This window comes from Nocardia coffeae (assembly GCF_019890715.1).
In the GTDB taxonomy this organism is placed as follows: domain Bacteria; phylum Actinomycetota; class Actinomycetes; order Mycobacteriales; family Mycobacteriaceae; genus Nocardia; species Nocardia jiangxiensis.
Window position 1 is genome coordinate 644644 of sequence record NZ_JAINZY010000002.1, and the last position, 13401, is coordinate 658044.

Below are 13401 nucleotides of genomic sequence, written 5' to 3' on the forward strand. Positions count from 1 at the left end.
CTCGCAGGTGCGGCTCAGCTGCCGCACAGGGTTCCTCGGCACGATCGAGGTCGTGCTCATTTCGGTCTCGATGCTCCTGCTACTGGTCGCTCTCGCCGGGGTCCTCGCGCGTTCGGTGAACTCGCGGCGGCAGCCGGTGATCGTCGCTGGCGCATTTGCGCCATGGCTGATGGCCGCGGCCGCGCCCGCGGCGGTGCTGGCCGCGGTGGCGCAGGAGTGGATCGCAGTCCTTGTGAGCGTGGTCGTGCTCGGCGTAGCCGCGGCCACGCAATGGCCGTTGTACCGGGAACGGTGGCGTCGGCGACCGCCTGCGACAGGGCCCGCGTTGCGCGTGATGCAGGCCAATATCCTCATCGGCCAGGCGGATCCGGATTCGATCGCGGCGACCGTCGATCGGCTGGGAATCGAGATTCTGACGATCTGCGAGGTCACGCCGCAGGGGCTGGACCGGATCATGGCCTCCCGTCTGCCGGAACTGCTGCCCTATCACTACTGCAGTACCGGCGAAGTCGGTGACGGCACCGGAATCTGGAGCCGCTACCCGCTGTCGGACACCCGTCGGCACGACGGCTTCGTCACCGAACTGCTTTCCGCCGCAGTCGATCTGCCCGACGGCGGGTCCGTCCTGGTATTCGCCGTGCACCCCGTGCCGCCGTGGCCTCGCGATCCCGCCGATTGGCTGCGGGAGCTGGAACTGTTGCGGCAGTTGCTGGCCAAGGTCCCGGCCGACGCCGGACCGGTGGTGGTGGCCGGGGATTTCAACGCCACCGCCGATCACCGTCCCTACCGCGCGCTGTTCGACGGGCCCTACCGCGACGCCGCGGTGTCGACCGGATCGGGCTTCCTGCCCACCTACGCGGCCGACCGCTGGTATCCGCCGGTCATCGCGATCGACCACATCCTGCTGCGCGACGCCGAGCCGGACGAGGTGCACACCGTTGCCCTCCCAGGCTCCGACCACCGCGGCATCTGGGCGGCGATCACCCTGCACCGCTGAGCGGATTCCGGACCGGCGTGCGGTGTGGCATCGGGATCCGTCCAGGTCCGGACGCCACACTGGGGGCGGGACAAGCCTGGACATCAGCCGATCGGTGAAAAGGGGAGCAGCTCATGACGGAGGAAGTGCGCCAAACCGGAACTCGTGCCCCGATCGTCACGGCGACGGACGGTTCGGCAGTGTCCTACCAGGCGGTGGCCTGGGCGGCTGCCGCTGCGGCGCTACACGATTGCCCACTGGATGCGGTCGCGTCGGTGGGATTTCAGGGGGCTTACGGCCCGGTGCCGTATCTGACCGCCGAGGCGATCGAGCAGATGCGCGAGAGCGGTGCGCAGATCATGGCCGAGGCGGTGCGGATCGCGTCGGAGGTGACCGCCGCGGACTCCGTCGAGATCCGCTCGGAGGTGACGTTCGATCCCATCATCGCCACGCTGATCACCCACTCGCGCACCGCACGCGCCCTGGTGGTCGGCAGCCGCGGCCGGGGCACGATTCAGCGCGCGCTGCTCGGTTCGGTGAGCTGGGCCATGATTCACCACGCGCACTGCCCCGTCGTGGTGGTGAGTTCGAGCGCGGGCACCGATCCGGTCTCCGCGCGCAAACCGGTTCTGGTCGGTGTCGACGGGAGCGTGAACAACGTGCCGGCCGTCGCCCTCGCCTTCCGGGAGGCGGCGCTGCGAGGCGTGGGCCTGACCGCATTGCGGTGCTGGAGCGACTCGACCGATATCGAACCTCCCCTCGCGGCGTGGGAACCGGTGCGGGAGAAGGAATTCGCGCTGCTCCTGGAAGATCTCGCGGTGCACCGCGAACGTCATCCGGAAGTTCCGGTGCACGGCGTGGTCGTCCGCGATCAGCCCGCGCGTGCGCTGCTGGCCGAATCCGACAGCGCGCAGTTGGTCGTCGTCGGCAGCCGCGGCCGAGGCGGATTTGCCGGGATGCTGCTCGGATCGACCAGCCGGGCCCTGGTGCAGTCGGTGGAGTGCCCGATCGTCGTCGTGCGAGAGCCGGGGGTCGCGACCGCGGACGAATAGCTCTGGGTGGAACGACGGGCCGGATCGCCGCGGACGGGCATGATGGTCGGTGTCTCCCGCGGTGGTTGCCCGCCGCGGGCGGCGCGGAATCGGTCGGGCGCCGGCCCGACCGGTAGTTCACCGGAGGTAGGTCCGCGGGGCCGACAGGGCTGTCGGCACCCGGGAGGGAGCAGTTCGATGTCGATCGCCATCACCGAAGACCATGTCGCGCTTGCCGATACGGCCGCGAAGTTCCTGCGCAGGCGGGAGGCGCGTGGTGCCGGGCGGGCGTTGCTGGAGGCCGAGGACGAGGCGCTGCCGCGGTTCTGGGACGAGGTGCCCGGCCTGGGCTGGCTGGGTCTGCACCTGCCCGAGGAGTACGGCGGGTCCGGGTACACGCTCGAGGAGTTGGTGCTCGTCGTGGCGGAACTGGGCACCGCGATCGCGCCGGGTCCGTTCGTGCCGACCGTGATCGCGAGCGCGTTCATCGCCGTTGCGGCAGAACAGGATACGCGCGGCAAGTTGCTGCCCGGCCTGGCCGACGGTTCGACGACCGCAGCCGTGGCCACGACGGCGGGATTGAGCCTCGACGACGGTGCGTTGAGCGGTTCGGTGGTGGTGCTCGGCGGCGGGCTGGCGCGATTGCTGGTGCTGACGGCCGGGGACGACGTCGCGATCGTCGAACTCGGTGACGGCGTGCAGGTGACGACGCCGCAGAATCTCGATCCGACCCGCCGCTCGGCGCGCGTCACCCTCGACCGCGCACCCGCGATCGTGGTGCCGGGTGCGGCGCGCACGCTCCTGGACCTGCAACGCGTGATCCTGTCGGCGGAGGCGGCGGGTGTGGCCGCCGAGGCGACACGGCTGGCCGCCGAATACGCCCAGAGCCGTATCCAATTCGGCCGTCCGATCGCGATGTACCAGGCGGTCAAGCACCACTGCGCCAATATGGCCGTGGTCAGCGAGATGGCGGCCTCGGCGGTCTGGGATGCCGCGCGCGCGGCCCGCACCGGTGGCGATCAGCTGTCCTACGCCGCGGCGGTCGCGGCCGTGATCGCCGCTCCCGCAGCCGATTTCTGCGCCAATCACATGACCCAGGTGCACGGCGGCATCGCCATCACCTGGGAGCACGACGCGCACCTGTTCATGCGGCGCGCCACAGCGCTGAATCACGTGGTGGCCCCGTCCCGCGCGAGCGCCGATCTTGTCGACCTGACCCGCCGTGGCATTTCCCGGGCGAAGGCGTTCGAGCTGCCGCCCGAGGCCGAGCCCGTGCGTGCGCGGGTGCGTGAATTCGCCCGCGAGACAGCCGATCTGCCCGCGGAAGAACAGCGCACGAAGCTGATCGAGTCCGGCTACGTGATGCCGCACTGGCCCGAACCCTTCGGCCGTGGCGCGGGGGCGATCGAGCAGTTGGTGATCGAGCAGGAGTTCGCCGCGGCCGGGGTGACGCGTCCGTCCTACGGCATCACCGCGTGGAATGTGCTGACCATCATCCAGCACGGTAATCCGGATCAGCTCGAGCGCTGGGTGCGGCCCGCGCTCGATCAGGAGGTGGTGTGGTGTCAGCTGTTCAGTGAGCCGGAGGCGGGTTCGGATGCCGCGGGCATCAAGACCCGCGCGACCCGGGTCGACGGCGGCTGGCTGGTCAACGGCCAGAAGGTGTGGACCTCCGGGGCGCACCTGGCCGGAATGGGTTTCGCCACCGTGCGCACCGATCCCGACGTGCCCAAACATCAGGGCATCACGATGATGGCGATCGATATGCACGCGCCGGGCGTGCAGGTGCGTCCGCTGAAGATGACCACGGGGAATTCGGAATTCAACGAGGTCTTCCTGACCGATGTGTTCGTGCCCGATGCCGATGTCGTCGGCCCGGTCGGCGGCGGCTGGACGGTCGCGCGCGCCACGCTCGGCAACGAGAGTGTGAGCATCGGCAGCGGTGGCTCCGGGGTGCTGAGTTTTCCGGGCAGCGCCTTGGTTCCGCTGTTCGATGCCGCCCCCGATCGCCTCACCGGCGGCGCTGTGCGCATCGGCCGGTACATCGCCGAGCAGCAGGCGGTCGACCTGCTCAATCTGCGCGCGGCCGAGCGCGCCGTCACGGGCGCCGGACCCGGTCCCGAAGGGGCGATGGCCAAGCTCATCGTGTCGGAGCTGGGCCACGAGTCGGCCGCCATCGTGAGCGAATTGCTCGGCGAGGACGGGTTGTTCATGGACGGTTTCGCGGCGACGGGGAACGTGATGGTGCTCATGCATCGCGCGATGTCGATCGCGGGCGGCACTTCGGAGATCAAGCGCAATCAGATCGGTGAGCGCATCCTCGGTCTGCCCCGTGACCCGCTGCTGAAATAGCCCGGGACGCGTCATCTAAAATTTCCAGTTCGGAAATATTGCGAGATTGGAAATTTTCCTCGACCATGGAGACGTGACGTCGCAGGGGCCACCGGGATTGCGTGAGCGCAAGAAGCAGGCGACCCGTGCGGCATTGAGTCAGGCCGCATGGTCGCTGATGCTGGAGCAGGGTCTCGAGGCGGTGAGCCCGGAGAGCGTCGCCGAGATCGTCGGCGTCTCCGGGCGCACCTTCCGCAATTACTTCTTCTCGGTGGGAGAGGCCATCGTCGAGGCCTCGGTGCGGCACGTCGGATCGATGGCCGACGCGTTGCGCGCCCGGCCGACGCACGAGTCGGCTTGGGACGCACTCGCCGCGGTACTGCCCGACCTGGTCGCGACCATGGTCAGCAGCCGCGCCGACGTGGCGATGCTGCTGCGGGCCGGGAGGGATAATCCATCGATCCTGGCCGCTCATCTGACCTCGATCGACCGGATCGCGCGGGAGTTGACCCAGGCCGTCGCCGACCGCATGGGCACCGATCCCGAGCAGGACCTGCCCACCCGGCTGCTGGCCGCCGCGGCCGGGGTGACGGTGCGCACCTCGCTGGAGGTGTGGTCCGCGGGCGATGGTTCGACCGAGCTGTCCGATGTGGTCCGGGCCGGTCTCGCGCAGTTGCGCGCCGGTGTTCCGCAGGGCGGCGTCGCGATGACCGGCTGACTCCTCTACCCCCGTGGGGCGGACCGGACTTCCGGTGCCGCGCGGGCTCGTTCGTGCACTGATCGATATGAGTAATCGCTGATAGTGAGGAAGATCGATGACCAGTACCGTCCACTCCGCCCCACAGCTGCCGTTCGATCGCCCCAACGCGTTGGAAGTCGCGCCGCGGTATGCGGAGTTGCGCCGGCAGGCGCCGGTGACCCGGGTGCTGAGTCCGGCGGGGGATCCGGCCTGGCTGGCGATGGGATACGCCGAGGTCAGACAGATTCTGGGCGACGCGCGGTTCGGTCGCCGACATCCCACGCCGGAGACGGCGGCCAAGGTATCGCAGGCGGCCATCGCGGGTGGGCCTCGAGGGGATTACAACACCGAGACGCGTGATCACCAGCGCATGCGCAAGATGCTGGTGCCCGCCTTCTCCGCGCGGCGGATGGCCCGGCTCACCGAGCGGATCCAGGAGCTGACCGCCCGCTGCCTGGACGATATGCAGGCGTTGCGGGACGCCGATCCGAACACGCCGGTGGATCTGGACAAGGTGCTGGCATTTCCGTTGCCCGCCTTGGTGATCAGTGAATTGCTCGGGGTGCCGCCGGAGGATCGGGGGTTGTTCGGTGAGCTGTCCAAGCGGATGACCGCGATGTACGACGGCGCGGACGCGTGGGCGGCACGGGCGGAGCTCGAGGAGTACACCGCCGGGCTGGCCGCGGCCAAACGTACGAATCCGGGCCCGGACGTGATCTCCGACGTGGTCGCCATGCAGCAGGAAGATCCCACTTTCACCGACACCGACGTGGCCGAGCTGGCCGCGGGACTGTTGTTCGCCGGGCACGAAACCACTTCCGGCCGAATCAGTTTCGGCGTGCTGTGGCTGCTGTCCGATGCGAGCCGGCGGGCGGCGTTCGCGGCCGATCCGGACGGGCGGGTTCAGCCCACGGTGGAGGAGATTCTGCGGTTGGCCGCGCCCTCGGCCGGTCCGGGGCTGCTGCGGTATGCGCGGGAGGACGTCGAGATCGGCGGGGTCACCATCGCCGCGGGCGAGCTGGTGCTGCTCAACACCGACTCCGCCAACCGCGACGAGTCGGTCTACGCCGATCCGTGGGAATTCCGCACCGATCGAAAGCCCAACGCCCACTTGACCTTCGGGCACGGCATGCACGTGTGCATCGGCGCCAACCTGGCGCGGACCGAGCTGCGGATCGTCTTCCCCGCGCTGTTCCACCGGTTCCCCGGCCTGCGCCTGGCCGCCGGTCTGGACGAGCTCGAACTCCAGTCACAGCGCGTCACCGGCGGTGTGGACCGGGTTCCCGTGCTGTGGTGAGTGCGGCGCTTCTCGTCCCGACCAGCGCCGCCACCTGATCACCGATAGCGATCCTGCAGCTTTCGCTTGACGAGTTTCCCCGTGGGGGTGCGGGGAAGCTCGTCGACGAAGTCGACACCGCGGGGCACCTTGTAGTGCGCGATCCGGTCCCGCAGGAAGGTGCGCAGTTCCTCGGCGAGTTCGGGGGAGGCGGTGATGCCGGGCGCCGGTTGGACCACCGCCTGCACCGATTCGCCCATCTCGGCATCCGGGATACCGATCACCGCCGAGTCGAATACCTTGGGGTGCAACGCGAGTGCGTCCTCGATCTCCTGCGGGTAGATGTTCACCCCGCCGGAGATGATCATGAACGCCTTGCGGTCGGTGAGGAACAGGAATCCCTCGTCGTCGATGTAACCGACGTCGCCGGTGGTCGACCAGGCCGGGTGCTGCGGGTGCGTCGCCTCCGCGGTCTTGCCCGGGTCGTTGTGATAGGCGAAGGGCATCTCGTCGCGTTCGAAGTAGATGGTGCCGACCTCGCCGAAGGGGAGATCGCGGCCGTCCTCCCCGCAGATGTGGATGACGCCCAGCGCGGCCTTCCCGACCGAACCCGGTCTGAGCAGCCACTGTTCGCTATCGATCATGGTGACGCCGATACTTTCGGTCGCGGCGTAGTACTCGTACAGGACCGGGCCCCACCACTGGATCATGGCCTGTTTCACCTCGACCGGGCAGGGCGCGGCAGCGTGTATGGCCACTCGCAGGCTGGACACGTCGTACTTCGAGCGCACGGCGTCGTCGAGTTTGAGCATCCGCACGAACATCGTCGGCACCCACTGGCTGTGCGTCACGCGGTGGCGTTCGATCGCGGCCAGCGCCTCGCGGGCGTCGAACTTCTCCATCATCACCACGGTGCCGCCGAGTGCCTGGACCGTCGCGCAGAACCGCAGCGGCGCAGCGTGATACAGGGGTGCGGGGGACAGGTAGACGGTCTCGGTGTCGAAGCCGTACATCGGCCCGAAGACCTGCGTGACATCGGTCGGCTGATCGACCTCGTGATCGCGCAGCGGCGGTTTGATGCCCTTGGGCCGGCCCGTCGTCCCCGAGGAGTACAGCATGTCCATGCCCGCGGGCTGTGCGGCCAGCGGTTCGGGAGAGCTGCCCGCGAGTGCGTCCTCGTAGGAGTCGTAGCCCTCGACCGGGCCCCGGTAGGACAGGCGGATGGTCACCGCCGGGGTGTCGGGCAGGATCTTCGCCGCCGCATCCGCCAGATGCGCCGAGACGACCAGTGCTTTCGCGCCGCAGTCGTTCACGATGTACGCGATCTCGGCCGGGGACAGATGACTGTTGACGGCCGTGAAGTAGAGCCCGGTTCGCATTGCCGCCCAATAGACTTCGAAGGTCCTGGGGTCATTGTCGGTCAGCAGGGCGATATGGTCGCCGCGACGCAGCCCGGCGGCGTGCAGGTAGCGCGCCAGGCGCGCGGATTGCTCCTCCAGTTCGCGGTAGGTCACCACCTCCGTAGTGCCCGCGACGATGACGGCGGGCTTCTCCGGAAACTGTGCGGCATGGGCACCCGGGTACATACGACCTCCTGAACTCACCGGACAGCGACCGATCGATCGGGTCGCGTCGATCGCGAGGTTACCTGCTCGCAACGCCACCCGGGCCCGCTCCGGGTGCGATACCCAGCTCGCATGACTGGCGGCGCGGCAGCGCGGGATCGGCTACACCTCGGCGGTCTCGGTGTGCAGGCCCTCGACCGCGCGCAGCACGTCGGTGAAGTCGACCAATATCGTCAGCGACGATTCGGACAGACCGTCGAGGTTCCGGGCCAGCTGTCGAATCCGCCTGTCGTGCAACGCTTCCAGTAGTGCGCCATCCTGGCGGCGCTGCCATGTCTCGGGCTCCCGGTCGCCTCGCCCGCGAATGCCTCGTGCCCGCTTGCGCCCGCTGATCGGGATGAGTGTGTTCACGCTCACATGCTAGGGCGCGAACGCCCCCACCATGACCATGATCGAAATATCCGCGCACCGATGTGCGCGTACCGCGCTCGGCCGAACCACGTAGTGGACCACGTAGTAGTCACGGTGCCGCCGGAAACTGTTGCCCGGCAATCTGTCCTGGAGACGTGATCCTGCACACAGCGGGGCGATCGAAAGGATTTCCATGACAATTGCGACAGCAGAGCCGGACGCCCCCGCCACCGATCGTGGCGCCGTCTATCTCGAACGTGCCCGCAAGGTCGCGGAGCTGGTCGAAGCCGAGGCCGACGCGATCGAGGAACAGGCGACGATCACCGATGCCGTGTTCCGTGCGCTCGCCGAGGCGGGCCTGTTCTGGATCCTGGTTCCGCAGGAGTACGGCGGCGCCGGACTCGACATCGTGAGCGCGTTCAAGGTGGTCCAGGAGATCTCTCGCGCCGACGGCTCCACCGGCTGGGCGTTCATGGCCAACGCGTGCAGCACCGGCGTGGCCGTGGGATTCATGAACCAGGTCGGTGCGCGGGAAATGTTCGAGGGTCCGGACCGGGGCATCACCGCGGGCATGATCATGCCGACGGGCTCCGCGGTCCGCGTCGAGGGCGGCTACCGCGTCACGGGCAAGTACCAGTTCGCCAGTGGATCGGCGCATGCGTCCTGGATCGGCGCGGGATTCGTCGTGCATGACGCCGAGGGGAACCCGATCGTCGACGCGACCGGCACACCCGACTGCCGGATCGGCTTCCTCCCGCGCGGCGAGGTCGAATTCCTCGGCAACTGGAATGTGATGGGCATGGTGGGCACCGGTTCCTACGACTACAAGGTCGAGGACCGTTTCATTCCGGACAAGTTCACCATGGAGACGTTCTCGACAGTCCCGACCCGTCCCGAGTCGGTCTACGAACTCGGGTTGCTGGGCATCGGCGTCGGCGGTCACGCGCCGGTCGCGCTGGGTCTCGCGGAACGCGCGCTGCAGGAGATCGCCGGAATCGTCGCGGCCAAGCAGCGGCCCGGGTATGCCACGGTGGTCGGCGATTCCGAGCTGTTCCAGCTGGATTTCGCTCGGCACGAGGCGCTGTATCGCGCCGCGCGGGCCTACGTCTACGAGGCGTACGGCGACGCGGAGGCGACCGCCGCGGCGGGCGGGACGATCACCGACGAACAGCGTGCGCGCATGCGGCAGACGGCCACCTGGGCACAGGAGGTCGCCGGTGAGGTGGTGACCTTCGCGCATCGCTGGGCAGGCAGCGCCACCGTGCGCAACCCCAGCGCCCTGGGCCGGTGCGTCCGGGACGCGGCGGTCGCTACCCAGCACGCGCTGGTCGACCGGATGACGCTGGTCGAGGCCGCTCGCGCCATCGTCCCGGCCTACCAGCGCTGACATTTTCGAACCCCACCCGCCGTCTCGGACGGCGGGCAGAAAGGAATCCATCATGGGTCAGTTGGAGGGCAAAGTCGCCCTGGTGACCGGAGCCGCACGCGGACAGGGACGTTCGCACGCGATCCGGCTCGCGGAGGAGGGTGCGGACATCATCGCGCTCGACATCTGCGGCGATATCGCCAGCACCGCGTACCACGGGTCCACGGTCGAGGACCTGGACGAGACGGCGCGTGCGGTGGAGAAGGCCGGACGCCGGGTGCGCACCGAAGTCGCCGATGTGCGCGATCTTTCGGCCCTGGAGCGTGCGGTCGCCGCGGGCATCGACGAATTCGGCCGCCTGGACACCGTCGTGGCCAACGCCGGGATCTTCTCCTCGGCGCCGTTGCACGAGTTGACCGAAGACCAGTGGCAGGAGATGGTCGACATCAACCTGACCGGCGTGTGGAAGACCATGCGCGTCACCGTGCCGCGTCTGATCGAGCAGGGCCGAGGCGGGTCGATCGTCCTGATCAGCTCGACCGGTGGGCTACAGGGTTTCCCCAATTTCGCGCACTATGTCGCGGCCAAGCACGGGGTGACGGGCCTGGCCCGCACCGCCGCGAACGAGCTTGCGCCGCACAAGATCCGGTGTAACTCGGTGCACCCCTCGTCGGTGCTCACGGACATGATCGATCACGAGGCGATGTATCGACTCTTCCGGCCGGATCTGGACAAGCCGACGCACGAGGACTTCCGGGATGCCTGCCAGGCGGGGATGAACCTGCTGCCGATCCCGTGGCTGGAGCCGGTCGACATCTCCAACGCGGTCGTCTGGCTGGCATCGGATGCGTCGCGCTACGTCACGGGCGTCGCGCTGCCGGTCGATGCCGGAGCGATGTCCAAGGTGTAGCCGACACCCGGTGCGCCGCTGGTTGTTCCGGGCCTTCGGTTGGACGAGGCCCGGAAACAACTACAGCCGGTCGATGCCGTGTGCGGTGAGTTCACCTCGACGTTCCAGGCCGAGTTTGCGCAGCACGTGTTCGACGTGGCCTTCGACCGTTCGGGTGGACAGCACGAGTTTTTCGGCGATCTGCTTGTTCGTCATGCCCTGGGCCAGCCATTCGGCGACTTCGCGCTCCCTCGGGCTCAGCAGTTCGTCCTGGGCGTGCGCGGTGCGCAGGCGTTGCTCGGAGCGGGGCTGGTCCGGGCGAGCGGAACTCTCGGACGAGGATTCCGCCGAGACGAAGTCGAGCAGATCCGACATCGACATCGACTGGCCCTTCTCCCAGTTCCGATCGAAGGTCCGGCGCTCGCAGTGCGTTCGCGCGGTGTGGATCGCCTTCTCCCGCAGCGCGATCCACCCTTCCGAGCCGTATAGCTGCTGACCGATCGCGCCCCACATCGACGAGGCCGCACCGAGGAGTACCGCGGCGTGGGCCGCGGAGCCGAGTTCGGCCAGGGACCAGCCGAGGAGTTCGGTGAGCAGCGTCGTCCCGACGGCGTCGCCGAACTGCTGCTGGATCCGGATTCCGGACAGCGCGAAGGCTCGCGCCTGCGCGAAGTCTCCTTCACGCAGTGCCACCAGACCCAGACCGTAGGTGGCATAGGAGTGGAACCACTGCTCGCCCACGGCCGCGGTATCTTCGTGCACCGTCCGGAACAACGTCCGCGCCTCGTCGATCTCGGCGGTGGCGCTGAACAACATTCCCTGGTGGATCCGGAGCATGGCGATCCGGTCGTCCGGCGAGCCGTGCCGGATGTACCCCGACGCCGCCTGAGCCATACTCGCCCGCGCGGTGTCGAAGTCACCGGCGAACAGCGCGCGCAGGCCGTCGAGATGGGTGAGCAGCGTGGTCAGTGCGTCATCGCTCTCGGCGGTGGCGATGCTGCGCGCCCGATGCAGCGAGTACCTCGCCGATTCCCGGTCGCCCTGCAGGACCTGAACCAAGGCGAGAACCGCGAGCAGGTGGCCTTTCGTCGCGACGCGTACCGCCGGTAGATCGATGATTCGGGTGAGCCACATCCGGTGCTCTCGCACCGAGATGCCGCACGCCCACAGGAACATCGCCGAACCCAGCGCCTCGGCTACATCCTGCACCGCCGAGTGGTCGTGTGGGTCGGAGATGACCGCCTCGAGGGCGGCGCGAATATTGCCGCGATTGCGGTCGATCGCCATCACGTGACGTACCTGATCCGCGCTGTACCATCCCGACGTCGTCGCGCGGATCGCGCTCACGCACCACCGCAGCAGTCTCGCGTTCAGCTCGTTGCGCTCCTGCGGCGTCAGCCGGTCCTGTCCGTACTCACGCACCGATTCGAGCATCTGGAAACGGACGTGCCGATCGCATTCCTCCCGGCGCACAACGGATTTGGCCACCAATGCGGCGATCGAATCGATGATGACCTCGGTCGGCAGCTCCTCGTCCGCGCACACCTGCACGGCCATCGACAGATCGAAACCGTCGGTGAACACCGACAGCCGTGCCCACAGCCGCCGCTCCTGCGGTGTGCACAGCTCGTAGCTCCAGTCCATGGTGGCGTGCAGGCTCCGATGACGCGGACTTCGTGTCCGGGAGCCGACGGCCAGCACCGACACCCGGTGGTCCAGCAGTTCGGACAGGTCGTCGATCGAGAAGACCGTCAGGCGCGCGCAGGCGAGTTCGATCGCCAGCGGCAGGCCGTCGAGGCGATCACAGATTCGTTCGATCGTGGCGATGTCGCCGTCGCGCACTTCGAAGCCGGACAGCACCGCGGCCGCGCGTGCGGTGAAAAGCTCTACCGCGCCGCCGGTTTGGCCGCGGGTGGGCAACGGCGACAGGTTGAAGACGTATTCGCCGGGTATCGACAGATACTCCCGGGTGGTGGTGACGACGCGCAGCACGGATGTCGACTCGAGCAGCCGGGTGACCAATCGTGCGGCCGCGTCGATGACGTGTTCGCAGTTGTCGAGCACCAGCAGCATCCGGCGATTGCGCAGGTATTCGACCAGAGTCTCCTCGGGAAGCCGGTCGTGTGCGTCGCGATTCTCCAGGGCCAATCCGTCACAGACGACCTGAGCCAGCATGCCCGGAGTCCGCACGGCGGTGAAGTCGACGAATCGCACGCCGTCCGGGAAGGCGCGACGGAATTCGTACGCTGCCTGGATCGAGAGGCGGGTCTTTCCGATGCCGCCGGGACCGACGACGCTGACGAGCCGGTGTTCGCCGAGCAGCCGGCGCAATTCGCGCAACTCGACCCGTCGGCCGACGAACGTGGTGGCCGGAGCGGGGACGCCCGCGGCCACCCGATGCGAGGATTGCCGCGCGGCTTCGAGTTCGCCGCGGATCTGTTTCACCTTGCGGGCGAGCAGGGTTCGCGATCGCTGCCAGTGCACGCGGCGGGACAGCTCCGCGATCGAGATCTCCGGGTCCGCGACGATCAGCTCGCGCAGTTGCGCCTCGACATCGTCGGTGACGCTGCCGCTCCGGCGGCGGTGGTCCTCGGGCGGGCTGTCCAGGGACAGCGCCCGCCGCACCGTATTGCGCGACATCCCGAGCCGCAACGCGATCCCTTTGATCGATTCGCCATCGCCATGACACCGGCGGATCTCGGACCACTCGTCGACGTTCATAATCCTCCACCAACTACTGAGACGTGGATCACTGTCCAATGTATGGCGTCGGTTCGCAAGCGATGGGGTCAGGTTGTGTCACCGAGCGAACCGGGG

At 68.2% G+C, this 13401-nt stretch carries 10 protein-coding genes; 7 read left to right on the forward strand and 3 right to left on the reverse strand.

Features of this window, described 5'->3' with window-relative positions:
• The first annotated feature begins 52 nt into the window (after positions 1–52).
• The 5 genes from K7711_RS12115 (at position 53) to K7711_RS12135 (ending at position 6374) form a co-directional block, all read left to right on the forward strand.
• On the forward strand, positions 53–997 hold the full coding sequence (locus tag K7711_RS12115; RefSeq protein ID WP_222968626.1) for an endonuclease/exonuclease/phosphatase family protein: 945 nt from the start codon (positions 53–55) through the stop codon (positions 995–997).
• A 113-nt stretch (positions 998–1110) separates the two neighbouring features.
• Positions 1111–2028: a universal stress protein gene (locus K7711_RS12120; RefSeq protein ID WP_222968628.1), complete on the forward strand. Its 918-nt coding sequence runs from the start codon at positions 1111–1113 to the stop codon at positions 2026–2028.
• A 177-nt stretch (positions 2029–2205) separates the two neighbouring features.
• Positions 2206–4359: an acyl-CoA dehydrogenase family protein gene (locus tag K7711_RS12125; RefSeq protein ID WP_222968630.1), complete on the forward strand. Its 2154-nt coding sequence runs from the start codon at positions 2206–2208 to the stop codon at positions 4357–4359.
• 73 nt (positions 4360–4432) lie between these two features.
• On the forward strand, positions 4433–5056 hold the full coding sequence (locus K7711_RS48900) for a TetR/AcrR family transcriptional regulator (RefSeq protein ID WP_222968632.1): 624 nt from the start codon (positions 4433–4435) through the stop codon (positions 5054–5056).
• 97 nt (positions 5057–5153) lie between these two features.
• Entirely contained in the window at positions 5154–6374 is a 1221-nt protein-coding gene (locus K7711_RS12135; protein WP_222968634.1) for a cytochrome P450, read from the forward strand.
• Positions 6375–6412: 38 nt separating this feature from the next.
• Here K7711_RS12135 and K7711_RS12140 read toward each other — a convergent pair whose 3' ends face one another.
• Together K7711_RS12140 and K7711_RS12145 are read right to left on the reverse strand one after the other, a co-directional pair.
• Positions 6413–7939, reverse strand: coding sequence for an acyl-CoA synthetase (locus K7711_RS12140; protein WP_222968636.1), 1527 nt, complete (start codon positions 7937–7939; stop codon positions 6413–6415).
• A gap of 141 nt (positions 7940–8080) precedes the next feature.
• Positions 8081–8329, reverse strand: a complete 249-nt coding sequence (locus K7711_RS12145) for a hypothetical protein (RefSeq protein ID WP_222968638.1) — start codon at positions 8327–8329, stop codon at positions 8081–8083.
• Positions 8330–8522: 193 nt separating this feature from the next.
• Between K7711_RS12145 and K7711_RS12150 the strand changes: the two genes are divergently transcribed.
• Both K7711_RS12150 and K7711_RS12155 read left to right on the forward strand, forming a co-directional pair.
• Complete coding sequence (locus tag K7711_RS12150) at positions 8523–9716, forward strand: acyl-CoA dehydrogenase family protein (protein ID WP_222968640.1); 1194 nt, start codon at positions 8523–8525, stop codon at positions 9714–9716.
• A gap of 52 nt (positions 9717–9768) precedes the next feature.
• On the forward strand, positions 9769–10605 hold the full coding sequence (locus tag K7711_RS12155; protein ID WP_222968642.1) for a mycofactocin-coupled SDR family oxidoreductase: 837 nt from the start codon (positions 9769–9771) through the stop codon (positions 10603–10605).
• 60 nt (positions 10606–10665) lie between these two features.
• Here the strand turns inward: K7711_RS12155 and K7711_RS12160 are convergent, their stop codons facing one another.
• Positions 10666–13305, reverse strand: a complete 2640-nt coding sequence (locus tag K7711_RS12160) for an ATP-binding protein (RefSeq protein ID WP_222968644.1) — start codon at positions 13303–13305, stop codon at positions 10666–10668.
• Between the last annotated feature and the right edge of the window lie 96 nt (positions 13306–13401).

What these genes read in the sequence shown, in the direction of transcription:
- K7711_RS12160 (WP_222968644.1), bottom strand. Translation starts at nt 13,305, where the DNA reads ATGAACGTCGACGAGTGGTCCGAGATCCGCCGGTGTCATGGCGATGGC.
- K7711_RS12150 (WP_222968640.1), top strand. Translation starts at nt 8,523, where the DNA reads ATGACAATTGCGACAGCAGAGCCGGACGCCCCCGCCACCGATCGTGGC.
- K7711_RS12120 (WP_222968628.1), top strand. Translation starts at nt 1,111, where the DNA reads ATGACGGAGGAAGTGCGCCAAACCGGAACTCGTGCCCCGATCGTCACG.
- K7711_RS12125 (WP_222968630.1), top strand. Translation starts at nt 2,206, where the DNA reads ATGTCGATCGCCATCACCGAAGACCATGTCGCGCTTGCCGATACGGCC.
- K7711_RS12140 (WP_222968636.1), bottom strand. Translation starts at nt 7,939, where the DNA reads ATGTACCCGGGTGCCCATGCCGCACAGTTTCCGGAGAAGCCCGCCGTC.
- K7711_RS12135 (WP_222968634.1), top strand. Translation starts at nt 5,154, where the DNA reads ATGACCAGTACCGTCCACTCCGCCCCACAGCTGCCGTTCGATCGCCCC.
- K7711_RS12155 (WP_222968642.1), top strand. Translation starts at nt 9,769, where the DNA reads ATGGGTCAGTTGGAGGGCAAAGTCGCCCTGGTGACCGGAGCCGCACGC.